Raw genomic sequence first — 22,122 nt, forward strand, 5'->3', positions numbered from 1 at the left:
GCCAAAGAAATGCTTTTTCTGGTATCCAGGCTGGTTATGCCTCCTGTTTTAAGAAACTTTTATTTGCAGTCATGTAAAGTATGCTTTACATTCGTTGTATAAATTAAACATCATGAAATTGCTACTCCCCCACCGCTTTAAGCGGTTAGGAGCCGCCATGGCTCCACTCGGATTTTTGCTGTGGTTGCTGATGCAAAAAGGCTATATCAATAAGCTGCTGGCCTATTGCTTTGGGCAACCTGTTCCCGGTGATGATCGCACATGGTTTCAGTTGGTTAATATAGTTGCAGCCATCCTGGGGTTCTTTGCCCTCCTGACGGGGCTATATTTTATCGCCTTTTCAAAAGAAAAGGTGGAGGATGAAATGGTCCAAAGCACAAGACTGCAGAGCTTTCAATTTGCGGCGTTTTTACAGATCATCGTTATGATAGCCGGGTTTCTTTTTGTGTTGTTGGCCGGTGACCCGGGCGAAGGCGGTATCATGTTATTCTTTGTTGCGCTGGTGCTGCTGTTCTGGGTTGCTTTCATTGGCCGCTTCAACTACATACTCCATTTCAAATACAGGTAATGACGAATACGGTCAAAGAAGAACGGTTAAAGAAAGGACTTACCCAGGTTCAGTTGGCAGAGTTGGTGGGCGTGTCCCGGCAAACGATCTTTTCCATAGAGATCAACAAGTATGTGCCCTCTGTCGTCCTGTCCATTAAACTGGCGAAGGCTTTCGGCAAAAAGGTGGAGGATGTATTTAAGCTGGAAGCAAATGATTAACACTACGTGCTCTCGTTGGGTCTACATGGTACGTCATAATAGTTCAGGTACAATTACACCTGTCCGCCGGCAAACGGGAACGCTTCTCTAACCTCGGGCAGTGCATTGAAAGCCGATGAGGTGGGCTATTGCCCCGCCTCATCGATTCCTGAGTCGAAAACATAAGCTAGACCTTTTGCTTCCTTATTCCTTCGCCCACCATAAACTCGGGAAATCCATTGTTTTGAAAGAACTCCGCTACTATTTTCAGGCTTGCATGGATCAATGTTTCATGCATGAAATCGCTAAGGGGAAGCGCGATGGCGGCAAACTGCTTATCGCCTTTTGTAAGAGCGAAGGTTCGTTGCGACCGCTCCCAAAGCTTCTCAAACTCTGGAAAATCCTGTTTCCAGCCATTTCGGGCGAGGTAAAATAGTAGCCGCGTTTCGGAATCCTCTACGGGCGCGTAAGCTTCTATGTTTTGTTTGTTGGATAACTGGGCATCGTAGAAACCGGTATCACTTTGAATAGCAATACCAACATTAATGACCAGGCCATTCAGCCGCTTATGCGCTCCACAATAGAATTCATGAAAATACATGGGTAACCAATCCCAGGCCCAGTAATCCCGGTAATGTTTTCTGCCATCGAAAAAGCTGCCGCTGAAGCAGCAATAGGTATTTTCGATCTGGACGCCGATAGATTGTGATATATAGTCTACCGTATCGACCAATCGGCGTTGATACATATACAGGAGCCGATAGGCCTTGCGAACATCGATCAGTGCTGCTTGCAGATCAGTTGTTTCCATATATTATGGCGAAGTTTTAAGAGTAGTTAATGATACTGTGTTGATGTTAAAGTCCTTTGACAGGCCATCCAACATGCCTGGTCTTCCCTTTGTCAGTGCCATGAAAGAATCAGCCGAAATGGTATAGGGTGTATGGAAGTTGTTGAATAGTTCACGCGGATAATAACCGTGGAAGTTTAAGTATTCGATCATATCCGTTAAGATGTTGCCCACCATCGGGAGTTCGACAGGCTGGTGTAGTGTATCACGGACTTCCTTCACAGCTTTCAACGTCTGTAGCAATGCTCGCCACCGGATCTTGAAAACAGTCACGGATCGGCCTTCTATGTCGATCGTCTCATTCTTATTGTTGAGTGGATCGTTGCCGCCGATCGCCAATAGAATGACGTGGCAGACGTCGGATCCATAAGCCAATTGATAGGCTTTCACTTCTCTTTCCCACTGGGCGGGGCTTTGAGCGTTGTTGTCATCACGGGCTTTAGCTTCTACAATGATGTCGAGGTTGTTGCATCGAATGAAGAGGTCTGGCTCCACCCGATTGTCCAATGTCCAGCCTGGCCAAAACTCATATTGCAGGATCTCGGGACGTGGCAATGGTGTCGACCTGTCCAGCAACGACCGGTCCAGTATTTCCCAGATCATCGATTCGGGTAAATAGAATAGTCGCTCGAAGAAGTTGGAGGTAATGAAATCTTCCGAACTATTGAGGACCTCCCGCCAGCCGATTGCCCTATTGTCAAATTCGAAATTCCTGCCTGCTTTTCCTTTTCTTAACAGATTGAGCATAGTGTGGTTAAAAGGTTTCTTTTGGGCTTACCTGGTATCGTTCAGGCGCAAAATAGGTAATGATCCATGGGTGGGAGACCGTGTAAACACGGGATTTTAATATAGGGGTAACCCTTCTTAGTCCCATGTTTTTAGGACTGCTACCGGGATATATAATAATAGATTAATAGAAAACCACAAGGCACTGCAAGCTGATACAAAAGGAGCTGGAATTAATCGGGTAAGCCTGCAAGACCTACAATGTCGCCCCCTGCCCACCCTTCGCCCGGGATATCTGGTGAATAGCCGACAGGTTGGCCTCGTTGATGCCATTGAAAAAATGGAGAATGGTCAGCAGTTCGCCTTCGTCGAAAGATTGGAGGTGGCGAAGGATCTTTTCTGATTGCGGGTGCGTCAGGGGCTCTAAAATACGGGAGGTATTGGCCGTGATGGGCACGATAAACACTTTGCGACGATCATCCTTGGCATACTGCCGTTTTACGAGCTTCTTCTTTTGCAGGCGGTCAATAAGACCCGTAATGGCGCCGGTGGTCAGGCCAGTGAGGTGGGCCAGTTCACCGGCGGTCATCTGTCCTTTCTGGATGATCAGTTCGAGGTACTTGAGGTCGGTCGGTGACAGGCCGGCTTGCCGGGCGATTGTTTCGTGCAGCAACGTCGTGGTGTTGGCAAATTGGCGGCTGACGGTCCGGACAGCCTGAATAGTGATGTTGAAGGGAGGGTGTGAATAACTTTCCATCTTGATTAGCGACTGATTGTCTTAGTGGCTAAGATATGGTATTGGGGGCCAATAGTCCAAATAAATCGGGCATTTCCGGGCAAAATATGACGCTTATTCCTTGTGCCGTTTTTAGGGAAAACCTGACCTAATTCGCTGAAAGAAAATAATTTCTATAGATTTTTTTGGAAGTATATCTGCAAATACTACTTTTGCCGCGGAGAGATGGCAGAGCGGTCGAATGCGGCGGTCTTGAAAACCGTTGACTGTCACAGGTCCGGGGGTTCGAATCCCTCTCTCTCCGCTAAAAAAGACACAACTTGTTACCTAATAACTTGTTGTGTCTTTTTTCTTTAAAACCCGGAATGAAACCCGGAATGGACCGTTTTCGGCAGCGTGGCAAGCGGGCTTACCTAAGCGGACGGGAAATGAAAAATGGCGCACACAGTTGGACACTTCAGTTGTTTTATTTAAAGCCCCCCTCCCCAAGGATATCCGGAACGAAGTGGTAATCCCTTTCTCCGCCCAAATCAACTAATGAAGCTCCGGTCTTAGACCGAGGCATTTTGCGTTTAGGCGGGGCCTGCAGTCAGCCTTGCCAGCTTGATGTCAACCGCCTGGACGGGCGCGCCAGACCTACCGGTCCACTACTAAAAAACAATAGTCCAGCCTGGGTGAGATGCCTGCTCTTTTGTATAAGCCACACCATCGATTTTCAGACCGTTGTCGTCGATCAAGGTAATAATGCCTCCTTTGTTGGAGAGCGCTAGAGGTTGCCTGATCTGGATTTGGAGACATTCTCCAGGTCCTATATTACCCACTAAAACTTGCTTTTTCTTTTGTGAATCCAGAATAGCCCAATTCGTGATGTCCAATTCACCAGGTGATGTATTCAGCAGTGTTACGCTTTCTACCTCTGGCGACTGTATGGAGTTGACCAGTGCGCCAATGATACGAACCAGGCCCTGCGATTCGCCAGGTGTAGGGTTGAAAACAGGTCCCTCCGCGCCACCGATGGCAGGCACGTTGCCCGGCGACACAGCTCCCGGAGTAACGGCATCTCCAATTTTGTGGCCAGTAGCATTGTCTGTGTGCCAACCTTGTGATTGAAATTTCAGGAATATGGCTACCCATTGATGTTGTTGCGGAAAATGGATCAACACCCCCCCATCCTGCCAAACCCCATCATCACCAACAAACCTTCCGACGTTGCTTTGGTTCATGTGTATATCATGAATGCCGTTGCCGGGAAGAAAGGCAAAAAACCTATCCCGTTGACTGGTTTCGGGTCCCCAGGTCTCTCCGAATGCATACACTTCTGCGGCTTCGTCGGCCATGGCTCGCTGCATCAGCGAATTGATTTTGTCGTTCAAATCGTTGTCCGGCCCCGGTACATTGAACGGCAGCGGACGCATCTGGGATCGTTCAAAAAGATTACCGCGAATGTAATCCAGCGCTCCGCTTACCGGGCTGGGGGCCAGCGCCGTAAATCCAAAAGGTAAATTCTTTATGGTGTCAATGATCGGATGGGCAAAGTTTTCAAGGACCAGATATTCCAGTTCTGAAGGCTCGAGCGCCGACTTGACATTGATGGCGATGCGATAATTAAGGTCGTTCGCAATCAGTCGCACCTGGTAATGGGCATTTTGATTGGTGGCCAAACGAACCTCTGTCGCGTGACCTTTTAATACCCCATAGTTTTTGAGTGGCATAAATATAAATATTGAGTATGATTGAATTTGTTTTCCTACCGATGCAGGCCGCAAAAGCATTACTTATTGTATGGACTGATTGGCAAATCAAAATAATCGCTTATCCCATGTTGGGGAAAGCGTTAAAACACCTTTATCCTGTTGTTTACGTAAAATGGGTCTTTTCACCCGCTGCCACTTTGCCGCCAGCGCTGTTCGCAAGCCTCCATCCCTCCCAACAATCATCGTTTTTAATGTGTTTTTCATCGTTGCAGCGTGTCGTGGCACAAAATTTTTAGGGAGGTCTCCAAAGTTTTACCAAACCCATTCTTTTTTTCATGAATACCTTACAGAGCGTATTGCTCGCAGATGATGATGCCGATGACAGAAGCCTTTTCAGGGACATCCTGAAAGACCTTGGATTGAGACCCGCCCTGCATACGGTAGACGATGGCGTAGCACTCATGACCTGGCTCAATAACGCCAAACAACTCCCGGACGCACTTTTCCTGGATTTCAACATGCCCAAGAAAGACGGCCTCAGTTGCCTGCGCGAGATCAAAGCGGATCCCAACCTGCAGCAACTGCCGGTGATCATCTTTTCCAATTCCGACAATTTTGCCCTGGTGCAAATGATGCTCGATGAAGGCGCTGCCTACTTCGTACGTAAACAGCATGGCTACAACAAGATGCTCAAACTGGTCAACAAACTGTTCTCCCTCGACAAAAGGTCGCTGGCAGACAGAAAAGAGATGAATGATTTTGTGATCGTATAAGCAGTAAGTAGTTAGTCCAGTTGTACAACACGGCCCTCCGGCCAATGCGTCAGCAGTCCTTTACCATACCCTAACGGGTTTACCTTGTTCTGGTGCTTGCGGTTGTGCAATAACCGCTGCCTGCCCAGGAAACAGGATCGGCCCAGCAGCAGTTGATCCATCAATTCGCCCGGCTGCAAACGGTAAAAGGCAGTTCCTGTAGCGGCCGTCAGTTCCGTAGCCGACTCATGCGTCAACTCGTCGATCACTTTTCCCTGATGACTCAGGAACGTAATGCCCCGGTGACTGGCTTGATACGCCCCTGTCTTCAGATCGGTGAGCCGAACGGTGCAGGGATGGGCACCCGGCAGACTGTCCATCAGCGGGGGCGTTTGAATGCTGATGGTGGGGGCGATTACTTTAAATCGTTCGAAACGGTTATCGGTGCGCAGGTACCAAAGCTCCCACCCCGTTCGCTCGCCAGCGCGTAGTAGCATCGTGGCCATCAGTTTGCGGGTAATACCACTTTGCACCCGTAAGGCATTCGTATGCTGTATAGCCGAGAGGTATTGTACATTACGGATCACCGTCTTCCGGATACCCGACTGGATCATCCGGTGCTTGAGGTCCTGGTCTTCAAACCCGTAGTCAATGATGGTTTCATCATAGCCATGGAACTGGGCAAAATGGCTGGTGCGAAGGCAAAGCCTGCCCTGTACATCCCACCACTTGCGGCCCACATCCGTCCACGGTGGTGCCAGGAACAACTGCTCACTACGGTGAAACCATCGGTTCACATACTGGGCGAATCCGGCGCCGGTATAGTTGTCGGCATCCACACTGATCAACACATCGCCGGTTGCCAGGCGAAACGCCATATTCTTGGAGTGACTCATTTTGAACAACTCCGGAAAATCGGCCTTATAATATTGCAGGGTACCTGTCGCCAGGTATTCTGCCAACTCGTTCATCACCCACTCATGCAGATCATCTTTGGAACCATAATTTAATAAGACAAACTCTAGTTGAGGGTAGTCGATATTGTCACGGATATTCCGGATCAGTGTTTGTTTCAGGTGCTCGGTACGGTTCATGCAAACCGTACAAAAAGACAGCTTATAATAGTTCATGATATTGGATTACTATTATATGTACGAATGACAACCATTCCCGGATGCATGATTCAAAATGAACCGATAGCAATACTTGGACGAAGTGAAATATATTTTGAGCGGTATGATCTTTGTATTAAGTTTCTTACTAAATTAGTGTCGTAATCAACTCGTCTACCTCGAATCTCCAGCGTCTAATCGATTCTCGCAACCATCAGTAGTTAGAACAGCACCAAACATTAGTAGCGTTTTTTCGTATCCCCCATGGATACCATCATTTATTCCATTAAACCATTTTATGAAATATTTGATCATCGCGCTACTTTTATTGGGTTGTTCCAAAGATGAACCTCCTTTTACCGTAACGTATGAGCCGGAACCGGGCGGAGGCTATACAGGAGGTAACTATCCCCCCGATAATCAATTCACAACTATTGTCCGCTTTTATTCTACAGATTCGTTAATGTGTAAAAACTATTGGCTGACGGTCGACAATGGCAGCGACATCCCGATCAAGTACAGCAGTAAACTGCCGCATTGCCGGGATTCAGCCTTCGAATCAGTCACCCTCTTGCAGGAGGTGCGCTATATATTCCGCATCATGGATTACGACAACAACAAGGTGATCGACACCTTTATGTTTAGAATGCCGAGAAATGGATACGCCTGCATGAGCTTTAACCTGAATAGATAAAAACGAAATAGCCCAAAGGGGTTTAATGGGAGACAGGGCGGACGTTTCTACGTGGCGCCCTATTATTTTTTATCGATGTGCTATTCGTTTAGCGTAGTCACGAGCACCAGGTCTATAGCCAGTCTCCTGGCATAATTGTCCCCTATTTTCTACAACACCAGGGCTTGGTTGACATGTACCGAGGTTTCACCTTCAGCTTAACGGCCACGAAGAGAATTTTTCCAACCTATCAGCACAAGATCGCTACCCACACCTGTTTACTTGTCCGCCTAATACAACTACTAGCTGACAATCAATGAAGCAGCCAACTCAATCACCTACTTTGAAAACGTTGCTTCTCCCTTATCTTCTTGCCTCGATGGTTGTTTTGTTGCAACAACTGTTCATTTACTCCCACTGTCATTCAACACCTGCCAGCATGCTGGCACAATAAATTTATCTCTTGCGTGGATGGCCCACTCTCTTATCCTCGTTGGCGGTCGCTGCCAGGCCTGACTGCCCATCATTGAAACAGCATTGTTGTATAAAACCACGTAATATGAGATTAATTCGTTTGTCATTGGCCCTGCTATTGCTGGCCGTTATTGGTCAGGGTTGTATCAGTAAGAAGAAGTATGAAGCCCTGAACACCGATTATGAAAAGCTCCGGGAATCGACCCGCGACATTAACAGTAAATACCAAACCAGTCAACAAAGTCTGGCCGGTGCCACAGCTCGCGTCACCAGCCTGGAAGACCAGATCGCGCAACAAAAGGCTGCATTGACAGCTTTGCAATCCGCCCTCGAAAAATGTCTGGCCGGTGCCAACCAGGGTAATGTCAATGTATCCAAACTGGTAGATGAGATCACCGCAGCCAACAAGTATATCCAACACCTGGTGAATACCAAGAACAAGAGCGACTCGCTCAACATGGTGCTCACCAACAACCTCACCCGCTCCCTTAGTCGCGAAGAGCTGAGTGATGTTGATGTGCAGGTATTGAAAGGAGTCGTGTATGTATCGCTATCCGATAATATGCTGTACAAATCCGGCAGCTATGAGATCTCCGACAAGGCAGGCGCTACCCTCTCTAAGATTGCCAAGATCATTACTGATTACAAAGATTACGACGTGCTGATCGAAGGTAACACAGACAATGTACCCATCTCTAAACCGAATATCCGCAACAACTGGGACCTGAGTGCGCTCCGGGCATCGTCTGTGGTGCAGGCGCTGCAGACCATGTACAGTGTAGATCCTAAACGCCTCACTGCAGGCGGACGCGGCGAGTACAATCCGGTTGCTGATAACAACACGGAAGATGGTAAGGTCAAGAACCGCCGCACCCAAATTATCATTACGCCCAAGCTCGACCAGTTTATGGAGCTCATTGGCCAGGCGCCCGATGCCGATGGTAAGAAGTAGGTTAGGTTAATATAGCTTTCGGGGTTACACCCATCGCACAAAAGCAGGCTGCCCTTGGCAGCTTGCTTTTATTGTTATTGGCCGATCCCTTTGGCACACGCAACAACGAAGTGCCTAGGTGTCGGGCAGCATTTGGTGTACTATGTACTTTCCATAAATAAAAAGTTCCCTCCAGCTGGAGAGAACTTGTATTGTTTTTCATGGCTGTAATAGCTTTTCTGGCGCACCTCCTGTTGCCTGTATTCCCCGATGCCTTCACGCCTTGTATTCCTGTATTCCTTGCTGCCTTGTTCCCTAGTTGCCTCGACGCCTTTACGCCTTCGCCGCTTTCTTCGCCAACAGCTCGTCGAGGTTGCCCAGGCCCATCGTAAAGCCTTCCTGGAAGCCCATCTTGAGCAAGGTTTCGATGCCCTCTTCAGTGGGCGAGGTGATATCGATCGTCACTTTGGTGCCGTCGGCTACAGACACAAATTGCACATGCCACGTCATGACTGGCATTTCCTTGTTGACCTGGCCGTTGTCGTCGGTAAAAGCATCTTCACCAGTAAAGCTTTTGCCGGATTCGATCTTCTTATAATTGATCACCGCACCATGTCTCTCGCCTTCAGGACCCACCATGAAATAAGCCCATTTACCTCCTTCTGTAAAATCCATGCTTTTCGTCTCTGCCTTCCAGGGCTTGGGAGCCCACCACTGATCCAGCAATTCGCTTTTCGTCCAGGCAGCCCATACATCGGCTACCGGTGCATTGAATTCTTTGATGACCTGCATCTTTTTGTTGGCCAGGTCTTTGGTGAACTGTGCTGTTTTGTTGGTACTCATGATTTTTTGTTTTTTATGTTTTTCAATACGTTGTCCAATTGATTGAAGCGGGTTTCCCACAACTGCCGGAAAGGTTCGAGCCAATCGGCCACTACCTTCATTTTTTTCGCGTTGCAGTGATAATAGATCTCCCGGCCTGCCTGCTCCTGCCTCACCAATCCTGCATCTGCCAATACCCGGATATGTTTTGATACGGCTTGTCGGCTCGTGTCGAAATGCGCTGCCAGCGCGTTGGGCGTCATGGCCTGTGCAGCCATCAACAACAGGATGGCCCGGCGGGTGGGGTCGGCAATGGCCTGGAAAACATCTTTTTTCATGGTCGTTTATTTTATCTGCAACTCACTGGTAGCAAATCTACGTGCAACCCGTTGGTTGCGCGGGGGGCGTTCGCGACATTATCAGGGGGTATATGAGGCAGGGTAAAAAAAGGTGCAAGGAGGATGCCGTAGCGGAAATGGCCCGTGGCGGGAGAGGCTCCCCACGCCACGGGAAAATATAGGTGGATTCGTTACAAAAGTTCTACAAAACCGGTGGTACCCTGTACACGGATCTGTTGGCCATCTTTGATCAGTCGGGTGGCAAGTTGTACGCCCACCACAGCCGGCAGTCCATATTCACGTGCGATCACGGCACCATGTGTCATCAATCCGCCCACTTCAGTCACCAGTCCTTTGATAGACACAAACAAGGGCGTCCAGCTGGGGTCGGTAAAAGTGGTGACCAGGATATCTCCTTCCTGCAGATCGGCTGCAGAGAGGTCTGTAATGACCCGTGCGCGCCCTTCCACCACTCCGGCCGATACCGCCAGCCCGGGCAGGGCACCAGCTGGCAGCGTAGCGTGTTGATACGATCCCTGAATGATCTCCCCCGCTCCCGTCATCACGCGGGGAGGTGTCAGTTGTTCAAAATGTTGGAAGGCTGTTTTGCGTTCAACGATCAACGATCGATCGACCTGCCTGGTTGTCATTACGGCTCGCAGCTCTTCAAAATACAGCCAGTAAATATCTTCCGGCGTTTGCAATATGCCCGCTTCCGCCAATGTCCTCGCTTCGCGCAGCAAGGCTTGCTTATAGCAATCATACCGGTTTACGATAAAGTACTTGGGGTACTCCCGGTAACCGGCGAAATGACGCAGTTGATCGATCATGCGTTCCGTGTCGATTGCTTTCTGTACTCCGTCTGGCAACGCGCGCAATCGTTCCAACAAAGCAGCCTTGTGTTGCAAAGCTGCCGTAAGTCCTTCCGCAAACCTGCGCCCGCTGGCCCCAGGTGTCTGCTGGTGAACATTCCCCAATAGCAGCGGCACCAGTGCCAGGGGATGCTCCTTCCAACGTGTTCGGGTAATATCGATCTCTCCCGGACAACGCATACCATATTGCTCCAGGAAGGAAGTGATTGCCGCTTTTACCAACGCGCCACCTTCCATCTCAGCAAGTCCTTCCAGGAAATCATCGTGTTGTGCTTCCTGTAAATAATGGATAATAGGTGGATGGAGTCGCACTACATCGGCCACGTCCAACAGGGCCAACCCCATTTCGGCCGTGATATTGTTGGGCACCGATTGGGCCAGTGGATCTGCTGCATGCACATCACCCAACCACGCTTCGATGTGTTCGTTGATCCACACGGCGGCATTCATCGAAGCCATGATAGCGGGCAAACAGGCAGGTCCCTGGATATACGATTTCAATCGTTGCATGTCTTCCTCAATGAACGACAACAAGGCTCCCCCCGACAGTTCTTTGATCGCCACCCGCAGGCTGGCGATGGAAGCCTGCCCCTCCCCGATTAAATGATTGACTACCGAAGGATCAAGCGTTGTAAACGCTTGCTGGGATGAAAGAGCAGCCACGCGCGGTTGTACAGCGTCTGCGGGTTGCACAGGCTCCCGGGGAATGACGTCTCCCCGCGCAATCAAGGTTTCCAGCGCGCTTTTAATGAGCGGATCCGATTTGCCCACGGAGTTCAGGACGGCCGCCCGGCTCTCCGCCGACTGCAATAGCGGGGCAACATCCACAAACAAACGCCCACCCGCCGTACGCATCGTGGGTGGCGCCATCATGAGGAAAAAAGACAATCCCAGGGGCCTCATCGCATCTGTCATCATCTGCTGGTGGCCCACCGATATATAGACCCGCGGCTGATCACCCTCTACCGCAGGAATAGGAAACAAGCTGGTAATGGGGCGGCTCTGTACAATGTAAAACCGGCCATCGGCCAGGCACCATTCGATGTCCTGTGGACAGCCAAAGAACTGTTCGATACGCCGGCCAATAGCCGCCAGTGGCAATACCTCCTCTTTCGACAGTACCGGCTCCGACGACACAACACTCGTTGCCTCCGCCGCCTGATGCGTACCAATCTGCTGGCTCAACAGCTCACCATTGCGCACCCTGTAGTGATCGGGATTCACGCGTCCGCTCACCAGTGCGTCGCCCAATCCACGTACGGCATCGATGGCGCATACCTTCCGGTGACCCGACACCGGATCAGCCGTAAACAATACGCCCGCTGCCTGCGGGTGCACCATGTATTGAACGATCACCGCCAGCTGCACGCTGCGATGATCAAATCCCTGTTGCTGCCGGTAACTCACTGCCCGCTCCGTGAACAAGGAAGCCCAGCAAAAGCGCACATGCTCCAGCACCGAAGAGAGGCCAGTGATATGGAGGTAGCTGTCCTGTTGGCCCGCAAAAGAAGCCGTGGGTAAATCCTCTGCCGTGGCACTGGAGCGTACCGCATACGTTTTATCAGCACCATATTGCTGCAACTGCATGCCGATCGCGCGTTCGATATTGACTGGAATAGGCGTTGCCGTAATGGCCGCCCGGATCGATGCGCATACGGATATCATAGCAACACGGTCATGCGCCTTCACTTGCGACAGCGTCTGCAGCCAGGCATCGATGCCTGGCACAGTACGTAGCATCGTAGTAAACGCTTCGGTGGTAACACAAAAGCCATCCGGCACCAGCAAATCATCTACCGTCATAAGTTTACCCAGGTTTGCTGCTTTACCGCCTACCAGGGCTGCCGTGGATGAGTTGATAGCACGCAAGTCGATAACAAAAGGATGCATAGTGATTGTTTGTGTGATGAGGTAAACGCGGCACTGAAGGTAAGGGTCGATGAGGTTGCAGACCGCAATTTGGAAGAGAATGTTGCTGCGATCACCATAAAAAAAGCCGGCTCTGCAGAGAGTCGGCTTGCGCCTTTTGCTGGGTAAAACAGCCAACGGGTAGTATTGTTCAATGGCAGTGAAAATAGTCGCAATAGCCCCTTTAAGCGGATGCAACACGCCCATGTCACCACAAAAGAGGCCGGCCCCTTGCGGAACCGGCCCTGCCTTTCTATTGTAAACAACTGCCGTACAGAAAAGCCATGTTGAAGGTCGACCATCGGGCCTGCCTAGTTGGTGGCGATGATCTCCAGCACCACACTCGCCCGACTCGCTTTCACATCGGGGTTATATCCCACCGTCATCAGAAATTCGCCACTATAGGTTTTGCTGCTATCGATCGTAGACTTTGTACCAGGATATACATTCAGCTCTTGCAAACGATATCGCCTGGCCGGATCAAGTCCCTTGAGTTTGATCGGCAATACACTGCCCGCCTCATACCGGTTGTTCACCAGGTAATTGAACACGACGCCCCTCGTTTGCTGCGTATTGAGGTACGCAATGGCTGCCACCGCATGGTCGTGTGGACTCTGCAGGCGGTATTGGTTGCCCTGCCAGATCACCGGCTTTAGGGATTCATAGTTCTTCAGTGCTTCCTGGCAAAAGCGCAGGTCCTTCTCTTCCAGGTGGCTCACTACGATATCAAAGCCCAGCTTACCCATCATCGCCACATCCGTACGGTACTTGATGGGTTGCTTGCCCCAATCCGTCACGTGGGCCGACATGCTCACCGAAGGATAGAAATAAGAATAGTCCCATTGCATGAACACCCGCTCCAGCGGATCGGTATTGTCACTGGGCCAAAACTCCGTGAAGTATTGCAGCGCGGCATAATCCACACGGCCTCCCCCACCCGAGCACAACATCATCGGCACGGTCGGATATTTGGCCCGCAGGCGTTTCAATACCTGGTACAAGCCCTGCACGTATTGCAGGTAGAAATGAGATTGATTGCCCAGTTTCGCAGCATGCGCATTGTAGATAATAGCATTGCAATCCCATTTGATATAAGCTAGTGCGGGATTCTTCGTAAACAGGTTGTCGACCACCCCAAACACAAAGTCCTGTACAGCCGGATTGCTGAGGTCGAGCACCAGTTGGTTGCGGAAATAATGTTCGGGCCGGTTGGGCTGCTTTACCACCCAGTCGGGGTGTTGCTCATACAGTTCGCTCTTAGGGCTCACCATTTCAGGCTCTACCCAGATACCAAACTTCACCCCATTGGCTTGCGCTTCCTGCACCAGGGTGGCAATGCCATTGGGTAATTTCTTTTTGTTCTCCTGCCAGTCGCCCAATCCCGCATGATCATCGTTGCGCGGGTACTTGTTGGCAAACCAACCATCGTCGAGCAGGAAGAGGTCTACTCCCAGTTTCTTCGTATCCTTCAGCAGGGCTTTCAGCTTGTCTTCATTGAAGTCGAAATAAGTGGCTTCCCAATTATTGAGCAGCGTGAGCCGGTTGCCTTTGCCATCGAGGATTTTATAATTGCGTGCCCAGCTATGCAGCTTGCGGCTGGCTTCCCCTTTGCCCTTCGTCGACAAAACCGATAAAAAGGCGGGCGTGGTAAATACTTCTCCGGATGCCAGGGTATAAGGTGAAGCGTAGTTGTTCACCCCGGCGATGATGCGCAGGTTATCGCGGTTGTCGAGCTCCAGGTCTACCCGGAAGTTACCACTCCATTCTACGGCGCCGTACAATACAGTGCCCGCATCTTCGGTAGCGGGTTGATCCAGCGACACCATAAAGGCAGATGGCTGAAACAGGTTGGCCCGCGTTCCCAATTTGCTATCGAGGGTTTTAATACCATGGGTCAGCCTGGCCTCTTCGGGCTGCATTTCGCGTGCCCAATCACCGTGGTATTGACGCAACCAGAAACTATTGGCCCGCAGGTAGAGTCCGGCAGAAGCATATTTGTGCAAGGTCACTTTGCCTTTCTCGGTATGACGGATCTCGCTCCATTGTTCGGTCACATCTTCGTTGAACCAGGTCTTGCAGTACAACGTCACCTCAAACGGGTACACCGGATCCTTCAGGTAGATAGACAACAGCGAGGTATTGTTGTCGAGCTGTTTGGTCTCGTGTCGTACATACTGCAGGTCGAGCGAGTTGTTGCCATCTGCGTGGGTTACGCTGAGTGCCGGTTCGAAGAGGTTACGCGTACCCGCTGTACTATACAGCGCGTTGGCGACACCCGAATAGTCGGTCGTTTGCTTATAAGCAGCCGCCACCTGGTTGTACTCCTGCTGGTCGGCCAGCTTGCTGCCCAGGTAAATGATGCCGACGTTTTTGTTGGCATCTGTTTGAAAGACGAGGGCATTGTTCCTGGTCTCTACAGGAATGGTGACCGATTGCGCCGTTGCCGGCACTTGCCAGAGGAGCGCTGCACTGATCAGCCAGCTGGCTGCACAAATACGTTTCATGGTACGTGTTTTCCGTTGTGTGATGATTGAATGGATGATCTTGCTATTTAGTCGTGGTGGCAGTGATCAGTTTGCCGTTGAGCTTGAGTTGCACGGTTTGTGTCTGCGGCGATGTCAACTGATAACGCGTCACCTGGCCGTTTTTCCAGGCAAAGCTCACCGTGATATTGCCACGGGCCTTCATGCCTTTCACGGCACCGGTCGGCTTCCAGGCATCGGGTATCGCCGGCAACAGGTTGATAAACCCTTCATGGCTTTGCAATAGCATTTCGGCAATACCTGCCCCGGCGCCGAAGTTGCCATCGATCTGGAAGGGCGGTCCCGCTGAGAGCAGGTTGGGATATACACCCCCACCGGCGCCGTAGTTGATATCCGTTTTGCGCGTGGGCTTCATGATCTCCCGAAACAATTTATAAGCCCGGTTGCCATCATGTAGCCTCGCCCAAAACAATTGCTTGTAGGCAATGGCCCAACTGGGACCATCATCACCGCGTACATTGAGCGATTTACGGCAGGCTTCCGCCAGCTCGGGTGTGTGCGATGGCGTGATCAGGTTGGCAGGATATAGGCCATACAAATGCGATATATGACGGTGTTCCTTATCGGTTTCCTGGTAATTCTCCAGCCACTCCATCAATCGGCCATCAGGCGCCACCACACCAGCGGGAGGGATTTGCGATAACGTAGCCTCCAGCTGCTGCCGGAAGGATGCGTCGATACCCAGTGTCTTCGACGCGTGGATCACATTGGTAAACAACTCCCGGATGATCTGGTTATCGATGGTGGCCCCCATCGTAATGCTCACATGTTTGCCACTGCCATCGGGCATGAAAAACGAGTTCTCGGGCGAAGAGGAGGGCGAGGTCACCAGCCAGCCTGTCTTAGGCTCTTTAATGAGGATGGCTTTGTAAAACTGCGCCGATCCTTTCAATACGGGATATATCTTCTTCAGGTAGTTCTTATCGTTGCTGTATACATAATGATCCCAGAGATTGTTACACAACCAGCCAGAGCCGGATTTGCTCACACCCCACGAGGCACTTTCGCCAGGCTCGGTAAACATCCAGGGGTTGGTGATCACATGGGCAATCCAGCCTTCCGCATTATAGTAGGCCTTGGCGGTACGTTCACCATGCGGTAACAGGTTACCCACCAGGTCGGCCAACGGCAGGTTCAATTCCGACAGATTGCCCGGCTCTACGCCCCAATGGTTCATCTGCACATTCACATCGAGGTGGTAATCGCCATTCCAGGGTGTGCGGATCTGGTGTGCCCAAAGACCTTGTAAGTTAGGCGGCAATAAACCCACCCGGGTACTGCTGATGGAGAGATACCGGCTGAACTGGTAAAACAATACCGTGAGGTGGTTATCCGGAACAGCGGCGTTGTAAAATTGCTCCAGGCGCTGGTCGGTCGGCAATTCGTCGTGGTCACCAGGCCCCAGGTAGATGGCCGTACGGCCAAACAACCGGCGGTATTGGTTACCATGCCGGGTACGCTGGTCGAGGTAGTTGCCCTGCATCGCTTTGGTCAACAAAGTCCGCGCCTGTTGGCGAAACGCCTTGTCTTTAAAGCTTGTTTTATTGGAGAAGTAGATCACTACTTCATCCGCGCTGTCTACTACCAGCTGACCAGACCCCGTAAGCAGGCGACCGCCTTTGTTGCGCACGCCCACAACAGCCAGGTATTCCATCCCTTTGCCATCGGTGCCATTCTCCAGTTGACCATACATCTCCAGCGTATTACCTACAGTCGTGACAGTTCCCCGCTCTTCGCGGCTGATACCGATAGACAGGTTGATGGACTTGCGTTTGTCGGCGGTGATGCGGACAATGCCAACATCATCACTAAAACTCGTAAAATATTCCCGCTGATATTGCACGCCGTCCAGCTTGAATGTCGTTGTTGCACTGGCATTGTTCAGCAACAGGGAACGGATATAGGGTCTGGCTTCTGTAAGCGGTTCCTGCGTAGCATAGTGATAGGTGATATCCAGCTTGCCCAGGGTTTGAAAGCAGCCAAAAGGTTCGGCGCCGGAACCCTTACCGGTACAGATAAAATCCCTATCGATCAGGGCTTGCGCCTGGTCATTCTTGCCTTCCAGCAACAGCTGCTGTATTTGAGGCAACTTCTTGTAGGCCTCGTAGTTGTTGGCATCTTGCGGCGCGCCCGACCAAAGGGTAATATCATTCAGCACGATGGACTCGCGCGCAATGCCGCCATCGGGCATCATGCCCAGCCGGCCATTGCCCAGGGGCAAGGTCTCCTCCCACTGGCTGGCTGGTTTGTTGTACCATAACCGCATGGGTTGCGTAGGTACGGTACCACTCTTCGCCGGGGCGGCCTGCTGTGCAAGCAGTGCGCCCGGTAAACAGATCGCCGTCGTAAACAACACCCACGCTGCAATCCGGTATATCCTGTTCTTCCGCATGTTCAAATAGATAAAATAAAGGGTACGAATCGGGTTCATTAGTTGACGATGTACAAGCGCAGGCTGTTCAACCGCGTAGCTTCACCCTGGTCACTCATCCACAGCAACATACCCAGCGACAAGGTGGTTTGCTGCGTGAGTTCGAAGGTGGTGTCCCACCACCAGCCGCCTTCCAGTTTGCCGTACGATAGGGCCGCACCAAGATTGTCTACGTTGGGCAATCCACCGGTGCCGGGCACTGCCATCAGGTACACATCATTGCGGCTACTCCGATGCCACCAGTCTACCGAGCCTTCAAATTTATACTTGCCGGGCGGCAGGGTCACCACCTGGTACATCTTGCCATTCTCGATGGAACGTGCCCCCCAGCCTGCTTCGAAATAGATCTTGGCGTCATTACCAATGCTGGTTCCACCCTGGTTGTTGTGGTTCTTGGCCGCATCGTTGACCGTCCAGTCGCGGATGGTAGCCCAGCGGCTGCCGTCATTGGAGGCGTTGGCAATGGGCGTTATACTATTGAGCAACTTCACCTCGGTGAAGGCGCCCAGTTCCTTACTGGTAACTTTGAAGGTATCGATGCCTGCTTTTTCGGGCAGGTACAGGGTATTGTAACTGATCTTTTGCTGAATGCCCATATTGGGGATGGTGGTCTCCTGGTCTACCAGTTGTACCGGCACGATGGTGTCGCGTGTTCTCTTTTGCGCGTCTACATAATGTACCTGCATGGCCAGTACACCTACGTAAGCATCCACATTGGCCCAGCGGATCGTTGCCGACCCGTCCTGGTTGAATCCTGTGCTCAGCACCACCCGGTTGCCCCGTTGATCAACGGAGCTCTGAAAGCTCTGTCCATACACGTTGCCAGTCACGATCATCGGGATCGACCGGTTGCCCTTCGCATCGTAAGTACGCAGGGTAAAGGTGATAGGACCTTCGGGCAGGTTGGAAACAACCTGTTTCAACGTGTCGACATTGCCACTGCGGCTGAAATTGGCTTCAAGCGAGTCGCGGCCACTGTTCCAGAACACCCGGTATTTGGCAACGCGGGGATCTCCCTTAAGCGTGCCGGTGATCAACGCACGGCCATTGCCGGCGATCACTTTCAGCGAATCGAAGGTGGAGGGATAGACTACCTCTCCCCCGTTCGCAAATTCTTTGTATTCGTCCATTTTGTTGCAGGCACCGATCCCCAGCAGGGCGGCGGCGGCCGCACAGTAACTTATATGGGCAATATATCGTTTCATGAACTTCTTTTTTGCTTGATTAAATGATGCTGGGCTACTGCCCCACTTTTTCCCGCTCGTCTATTGTTTTTACCCCTCGTTGCCTTTATTCCGTCGCCCACACATTGATATTCTGGATCACGATGAAATAAGAACCGATCCAGTTTTGCAGGCACCTGATACGCAGGTAGCGGTACTTGGGCGTGTCTTCGTTGAAGTCGAAGGTGAAACCCGCTGCACCCGCTGCCGCATCGGCACTGGTTTCCTGACCGAGTGGCAAGCCCGATGGTTTTACCACTTCGAAGGTTTGGATCTTGGTCCACTTGCTCCAGTCGCCATCACGCGTAGGTTCGTTTGATCCATACACTTCAAACCGACGGGGGGCACCCTTTGCATAATACAGGCTGCCTTCGCGGCGTGTGAGCAGGTTAAAGCGCGTCAGCTTCACCGGCACCGGGCCGATACCAAAGGTGAGCGTGGTAGGTACACCCGAACTTTCATCCGTATAGGTACAAGGCCATTCGTTGTTGAACAGGCCGCTCCACATCATCTCTACCGTGGTATTGAACGACATCTTGGTGTCATTGTCGCTCACGAAAGAAGTAAAGCCCGATTTGGGCAACAATACTTCCCGGGCTGGTGTCAGGTTTACGTACATCGTATCGGTCGTATTGAGCCAGCGGTCACGCACGAAGAACGCAAAGCGCTTCTCTACCGGCGTAAGGCCGCGGATGCTGGTGGCGATGACCGAATCGCTGGTGTAGATATTGTCCAGGCTGATATACTCCCCTCTTTTCAGCGAGTCCATCAGCGGCACGATCACGACATTGCCGCGGTGCTCGTTGAGTGATTTGATGCGGATACCACCCGCCGTGGCAGTTACCTGCAGATGGCGGTAAACCAGTTGTATCGGCGATACCAGCGGCTCCACCGTCACTTCCACAGGAGCTGAGGCCACTTCGCTTTTGTTGACGGCCACCAATTGCACCGTATGTTTCAGCGTATCGGAGAAACCATCCACCGTCAGTTGGTTGGTATAGGTAGAAGCCTTCACTTCCCGTTTGGTTCCGTTGGCCAGCGTATACAGCGCTTTGATGTACAATAGGTCCCCGTCTCCGGGCAAAGTATAGGAGATAACGGCGGCGCCGTTGTCATTGGTCACTTTTACATTCGATACCATGCCCGGCGGATTGGGATTGTTTTCCTTGATGCCGTTAGCTTCTTCTTTGGTGCACCCACCAACGCCCAGGAGAACGGAGAGGGTTGCCATGATCAGTAATTGCTTCTTCATATCAATCAGTTTGCAATGCGTTAAATGGGTTTACCAGCCGGGATTTTGTACCAGGTTTTCGTTTACCGTTAGGTTCGATTCCCTGATCGGCCACAGGTAATCGCGCGGTACCACAAACTTCATGTTGAAATAAGTAGTAGGTGTATAGAACAGGTCGGGCCGGTCGGCAGTGCCGCTGCGGTCCCAACCGGTAATATTGCCATTGAGCAGGGTGCCAGCCAGTTTCCAGCGACGCAGATCCCAGAAGCGATGCCCCTCAAACGACAGTTCGATGTTGCGCTCGTTCCGGATGATGGTGCGCAAGCCTTCTTTCGACAGGAATGCACCGGGATTGGAAGAGTAATTGGTCCAGCTGTTTTGGATGGTGGGCAGTCCGGCACGCTCGCGGATCAGGTTGAGGTATTTGTAGACCTCTTCAGAGGGACCGCTGGCCTCATTCTGCGCTTCCGCGTACAAGAGGTACAGGTCGGCCAGGCGCATGGTAGGCAGCGGATAATCTTCGATATTGCTGCTGTTGTTGCTTTGGTAGGCAAACTTCCAGTTCACCATTTTCTTGGGATAGTAAGTAGTGATCGTCACCGCAACGCCAGCGCCAAACTGACCAAGGCGCAATTGTGCACTCCAGGTGTTCTCGTCGGTACGGCTCGGACTGTTCTGCATGTACCAGCGGCCGCCATCAAAACCCAGGTCGGCATAAAAGCGGGGCTCGCGGTCGTAGTTGATGCGGGCGGTCTGGTAGCCTTCCACAAAGTCGATGCGCTCGCTGTTGACAGCCGTACGCAGCGCGTTGGCATTGGAGTAGTCGAGCGTTTTATCTTCCGTAATGGGAACGCCGTTTTTGGTATAGAACTGGCGCACCACGGCCATCGTTGGCCCCAGGGTACCATAGATGCTGGAGTTGCCACTGTTGTTGGGGTCGATATGGGCCATCGACGAGTACTGCAATTGCCAGGTGGAAGATTCTGCATTGGCCCAGATCCATTCCTGGTTCCATTTTTCGCACACCGCGTTGCGGATGCTCATCTGGGTAACAGTCTGCGGCGTCAGGTTGAAGCCGGTTGTGTTGATGAATTTATACAGATAGATACCCGCGTCCTCACAGGCCTTGATGGCGGCGGCGCCGGCGGCAGCTGCACGTTGCCATTTCTCTATGCTATAAGTGGTATTGATCAGTTGGGTGCCTTGCTTGTCTTTGAACGTGATGTAGTCCTGGTTGCCGTTGAACAGCGGACTGGCTCCCAGTACGAGTACCTTGGCTTTTATGCTGAGGGCGATGGCCTTGGTAATGCGACCCAGTTCCGTAGAGGGTGTCAGCAGGGCTACCGGCAGGTCGGCCGTAGCGTCATCGAGCAGGTTGGAGATATAATTCACCACCGAGTCGACAGGCTGGCGGCGCACCTTGGTTTCCGTGAGCGGCGCATTTACCGGGATGCTCTTATCCATGATGGGAATAGGACCATACTGGCGCAGCAGCAGGAAATGATAGTACGCTTTGAGAAACTTGATCTCGCCCAGCCAGCGGGCACGTTCATCGCTGGTGAGGTCGGGGATCTTTTTCACGTCGCCCACATTCTCCAGGAAGGTGTTGCAGGTACGGATGCCGGTAAACATATTGTCGTACCGCACGTTCTGCTCTACCCCATCGCCATCCCAGATATTGCCATAGGGACGTACCACGTTCTGGTTGCCACGGGCAATATTCCAGTTCGTGGCCGTGATACTGGCGGGCGGATAAGCCAACCAGAATTCGTCACCCGCCAGGTAAGCGACATTGCCTACCGGGTCGCCATCATTGGGCAGGTAAGAATAACAGGTAGCCAGGTATTTCTCCGCTTCCGACCGCATGGTGAAAGCGTTGTCGAGGGTGGCGACGTTATCTGGCACCACATCGAGGAAGTTCTTTTTGCAGGCTGTTGCCGTCAGCATCATCAACAGCGCGGGTATATAATATCTTTTGTTCATTGTTTTACTTTAAAAGTTCAGGTATCTCTTGCCTTTCCAACTCGGTGCCTTTATGCCTCGTTGCCTTTGTGCCTTG

Annotated in this window: 19 protein-coding genes and 1 tRNA gene; 7 read left to right on the plus strand and 13 right to left on the minus strand. The window is 51.5% G+C overall.

Annotated elements, in window-relative coordinates; all coding sequences use genetic code 11:
- Positions 1 to 112: 112 nt before the first annotated feature.
- On the plus strand, positions 113 to 568 hold the full coding sequence (locus P2W70_RS16985; RefSeq protein ID WP_276482692.1) for a hypothetical protein: 456 nt from the start codon (positions 113 to 115) through the stop codon (positions 566 to 568).
- Positions 568 to 768, plus strand: coding sequence for a helix-turn-helix transcriptional regulator (locus P2W70_RS16990; RefSeq protein WP_276482693.1), 201 nt, complete (start codon positions 568 to 570; stop codon positions 766 to 768). Before P2W70_RS16985 ends, P2W70_RS16990 begins: the two co-directional genes overlap by 1 nt.
- 166 nt (positions 769 to 934) lie before the next feature.
- On the opposite strand, the gene P2W70_RS16995 is transcribed toward P2W70_RS16990, so the two are convergent.
- From P2W70_RS16995 to P2W70_RS17005, 3 genes are all read right to left on the minus strand, one after another.
- Complete coding sequence (locus P2W70_RS16995; RefSeq protein ID WP_276482694.1) at positions 935 to 1,558, minus strand: hypothetical protein; 624 nt, start codon at positions 1,556 to 1,558, stop codon at positions 935 to 937.
- Positions 1,559 to 1,561: 3 nt separating this feature from the next.
- A complete protein-coding gene (locus P2W70_RS17000; protein ID WP_276482695.1) occupies positions 1,562 to 2,344 on the minus strand; it encodes a hypothetical protein in 783 nt (260 codons plus the stop codon).
- A gap of 235 nt (positions 2,345 to 2,579) precedes the next feature.
- Entirely contained in the window at positions 2,580 to 3,080 is a 501-nt protein-coding gene (locus P2W70_RS17005) for a MarR family winged helix-turn-helix transcriptional regulator (RefSeq protein WP_276482696.1), read from the minus strand.
- A 198-nt stretch (positions 3,081 to 3,278) separates the two neighbouring features.
- On the opposite strand from P2W70_RS17005, the gene P2W70_RS17010 reads away from it, so the two are divergent.
- Positions 3,279 to 3,363: transfer RNA gene (locus P2W70_RS17010), tRNA-Ser, on the plus strand.
- A 346-nt stretch (positions 3,364 to 3,709) separates the two neighbouring features.
- Here the strand turns inward: P2W70_RS17010 and P2W70_RS17015 are convergent.
- Complete coding sequence (locus tag P2W70_RS17015) at positions 3,710 to 4,771, minus strand: DUF2278 family protein (RefSeq protein WP_276482697.1); 1,062 nt, start codon at positions 4,769 to 4,771, stop codon at positions 3,710 to 3,712.
- 17 nt (positions 4,772 to 4,788) lie between these two features.
- Between P2W70_RS17015 and P2W70_RS17020 the strand changes: the two genes are divergently transcribed.
- Together P2W70_RS17020 and P2W70_RS17025 are read left to right on the plus strand one after the other, a co-directional pair.
- A complete protein-coding gene (locus P2W70_RS17020; RefSeq protein ID WP_276482698.1) occupies positions 4,789 to 5,049 on the plus strand; it encodes a hypothetical protein in 261 nt (86 codons plus the stop codon).
- Between the two features lie 39 nt (positions 5,050 to 5,088).
- On the plus strand, positions 5,089 to 5,526 hold the full coding sequence (locus P2W70_RS17025) for a response regulator (protein ID WP_276482699.1): 438 nt from the start codon (positions 5,089 to 5,091) through the stop codon (positions 5,524 to 5,526).
- 11 nt (positions 5,527 to 5,537) lie between these two features.
- Here the strand turns inward: P2W70_RS17025 and P2W70_RS17030 are convergent, their stop codons facing one another.
- Positions 5,538 to 6,635 carry a glycosyltransferase family A protein gene (locus P2W70_RS17030; protein ID WP_276482700.1) on the minus strand — a complete coding sequence of 366 codons (1,098 nt, stop codon included), beginning with the start codon at positions 6,633 to 6,635 and terminating at the stop codon, positions 5,538 to 5,540.
- Positions 6,636 to 6,915: 280 nt separating this feature from the next.
- Here P2W70_RS17030 and P2W70_RS17035 point away from each other — a divergent pair, with 280 nt between their 5' ends.
- Both P2W70_RS17035 and P2W70_RS17040 read left to right on the plus strand, forming a co-directional pair.
- Positions 6,916 to 7,311: a hypothetical protein gene (locus P2W70_RS17035; RefSeq protein WP_276482701.1), complete on the plus strand. Its 396-nt coding sequence runs from the start codon at positions 6,916 to 6,918 to the stop codon at positions 7,309 to 7,311.
- A 538-nt stretch (positions 7,312 to 7,849) separates the two neighbouring features.
- Positions 7,850 to 8,716: an OmpA/MotB family protein gene (locus P2W70_RS17040; RefSeq protein ID WP_276482702.1), complete on the plus strand. Its 867-nt coding sequence runs from the start codon at positions 7,850 to 7,852 to the stop codon at positions 8,714 to 8,716.
- 312 nt (positions 8,717 to 9,028) lie between these two features.
- On the opposite strand, the gene P2W70_RS17045 is transcribed toward P2W70_RS17040, so the two are convergent.
- The 8 genes from P2W70_RS17045 to P2W70_RS17080 all read right to left on the minus strand — a co-directional run bounded on the left by P2W70_RS17045 (position 9,029) and on the right by P2W70_RS17080 (position 22,046).
- Positions 9,029 to 9,538 (minus strand): SRPBCC family protein, encoded by a 510-nt coding sequence (locus tag P2W70_RS17045; protein ID WP_276482703.1) that lies wholly within the window; start codon positions 9,536 to 9,538, stop codon positions 9,029 to 9,031.
- Positions 9,535 to 9,855 (minus strand): ArsR/SmtB family transcription factor, encoded by a 321-nt coding sequence (locus P2W70_RS17050; protein WP_276482704.1) that lies wholly within the window; start codon positions 9,853 to 9,855, stop codon positions 9,535 to 9,537. The genes P2W70_RS17045 and P2W70_RS17050 overlap by 4 nt, the downstream gene beginning before the upstream one ends.
- A 191-nt stretch (positions 9,856 to 10,046) precedes the next feature.
- On the minus strand, positions 10,047 to 12,617 hold the full coding sequence (rph, locus tag P2W70_RS17055) for a rifamycin-inactivating phosphotransferase (RefSeq protein WP_276482705.1): 2,571 nt from the start codon (positions 12,615 to 12,617) through the stop codon (positions 10,047 to 10,049).
- Between the two features lie 329 nt (positions 12,618 to 12,946).
- Positions 12,947 to 15,139 (minus strand): alpha-galactosidase, encoded by a 2,193-nt coding sequence (locus tag P2W70_RS17060; protein WP_276482706.1) that lies wholly within the window; start codon positions 15,137 to 15,139, stop codon positions 12,947 to 12,949.
- A 43-nt stretch (positions 15,140 to 15,182) separates the two neighbouring features.
- Entirely contained in the window at positions 15,183 to 17,570 is a 2,388-nt protein-coding gene (locus P2W70_RS17065; protein ID WP_276482707.1) for a glycoside hydrolase family 95 protein, read from the minus strand.
- Between the two features lie 38 nt (positions 17,571 to 17,608).
- Positions 17,609 to 18,814 carry a DUF4998 domain-containing protein gene (locus P2W70_RS17070; protein ID WP_276482708.1) on the minus strand — a complete coding sequence of 402 codons (1,206 nt, stop codon included), beginning with the start codon at positions 18,812 to 18,814 and terminating at the stop codon, positions 17,609 to 17,611.
- 85 nt (positions 18,815 to 18,899) lie between these two features.
- Entirely contained in the window at positions 18,900 to 20,084 is a 1,185-nt protein-coding gene (locus tag P2W70_RS17075; protein WP_276482709.1) for a DUF5000 domain-containing lipoprotein, read from the minus strand.
- A 30-nt stretch (positions 20,085 to 20,114) separates the two neighbouring features.
- On the minus strand, positions 20,115 to 22,046 hold the full coding sequence (locus P2W70_RS17080; protein WP_276482710.1) for a RagB/SusD family nutrient uptake outer membrane protein: 1,932 nt from the start codon (positions 22,044 to 22,046) through the stop codon (positions 20,115 to 20,117).
- Positions 22,047 to 22,122: the final 76 nt, after the last annotated feature.

The organism is Paraflavitalea pollutisoli, from assembly GCF_029360705.1.
Classification (GTDB): domain Bacteria; phylum Bacteroidota; class Bacteroidia; order Chitinophagales; family Chitinophagaceae; genus Paraflavitalea; species Paraflavitalea pollutisoli.